Below are 1302 nucleotides of genomic sequence, written 5' to 3'. Positions count from 1 at the left end.
CGTAACGCGAAGGTCGCAGGTTCGACTCCTGTCTCGGGCACGAGCGACACGTTGTTTTCAGACGATCCCGAATGGTTCTGAAGGCCAGACAAACCGGGCTTCAAACGGTTTTTTGCGTCAGAGAGATCCTTGATGATCCAGATCCATCTTCCATTCCCCAGATCAAAGAGAACGCCATGACCGTTAAAGAATTGACCCAAGAAGCCAGACACGCAGAAGCGCTGAAGAAGTACTTGCTGGATTCGCCCCAGCTAGCCGAAGAGATCAAGGACTTGCCCGCCGACGATCAGAAAGACCAGATCCAGTGGGCATTCGAGGATGAGGCAGAAGCTCAGGGCTTGCAGCCGTGGGAGCTGACGCTCAAGTACACCTCAACCCCTGAAGAGTTCGAGGCTGCGCGCCTTGTTCTGCACAAGGAGGCTGCCGAGGTGTTGGGCGTCGAGTGGGAAGAGTACTGCGAGATGAATAATCTGGTGGTCTGATAAAAACGCCAGCCTCACGAGGCTGGCGTTTTTCATTCACACAGGCGTTATCAAAGGCTCAGACGCATCGACAGATCGACAGCCTTCACATCCTTGGTCATCGCACCAATCGAGATGTAATCCACCCCGGTTTCGGCGATCGGTAGCAGCGTGCTTTCGTTGATACCGCCGCTGGCCTCCAGTTTCACCTTGCCGCCGTTCAGGCGCACGGCTTCGCGCATATCATCCAGACTCAACTCATCGAGCATGATGATGTCGGCACCGGCCTTCAGGGCTTCCTTCAGCTCCTCCAGGCTTTCCACTTCGATCTCCACCGGTTTGCCCGGGGCAATCTTGTGCGCGGCTTTGATGGCCTCCGGGATGCCACCGCAGGCGGCAATATGGTTTTCCTTGATCAGGAAGGCGTCGTACAGGCCGATGCGGTGGTTATGGCACCCGCCGCAGGTCACGGCGTACTTCTGCGCCAGACGCAGCCCCGGCAAGGTTTTACGGGTGTCGAGCAACTTCACCTGAGTCTCGGCAACGTAATCCGCCAGGTACTGCGCGCGCGTGGTCACGCCAGAAAGCAACTGCAGGAAGTTCAGTGCACTGCGTTCGCCCGTCAGTAGCGAGCGCGCCGGGCCTTCGAGGTGGAACAGCACCTGATTGGGTTTCACCCGCTCGCCATCGCGCACCTGCCAGTGCACCGCAACACGTGGATCTAGCTGCCGAAACACTGCATCAACCCAGGCTGTGCCGCAGATGACGGCAGCGTCGCGGGTGATGATCGTGGCTTTGGCCAGGCGTTCGGCCGGGATCAGCGGTGCGGTGATGGCGCCGC

At 58.6% G+C, this 1302-nt stretch carries 2 protein-coding genes; one reads left to right on the top strand and one right to left on the bottom strand.

Annotation, left to right across the window (positions count from 1 at the left end; all coding sequences use genetic code 11):
* Positions 1-176: 176 nt before the first annotated feature.
* Positions 177-482 carry a DUF6388 family protein gene (locus WLY71_RS30570; protein WP_347806561.1) on the top strand — a complete coding sequence of 102 codons (306 nt, stop codon included), beginning with the start codon at positions 177-179 and terminating at the stop codon, positions 480-482.
* A gap of 50 nt (positions 483-532) precedes the next feature.
* On the opposite strand, the gene nadC is transcribed toward WLY71_RS30570, so the two are convergent.
* Positions 533-1302: carboxylating nicotinate-nucleotide diphosphorylase (nadC, locus tag WLY71_RS30565; protein ID WP_347806560.1), on the bottom strand; the 770-nt coding region annotated here is incomplete at its 5' end.

Origin of the sequence: Pseudomonas rossensis, assembly GCF_039888995.1 — a bacterium.
GTDB classification, from domain to species: Bacteria; Pseudomonadota; Gammaproteobacteria; order Pseudomonadales; family Pseudomonadaceae; genus Aquipseudomonas; species Aquipseudomonas rossensis.
Note: the sequence above shows the minus strand (reverse complement) of the source record. Positions and strands in the feature narration are given on the sequence as shown.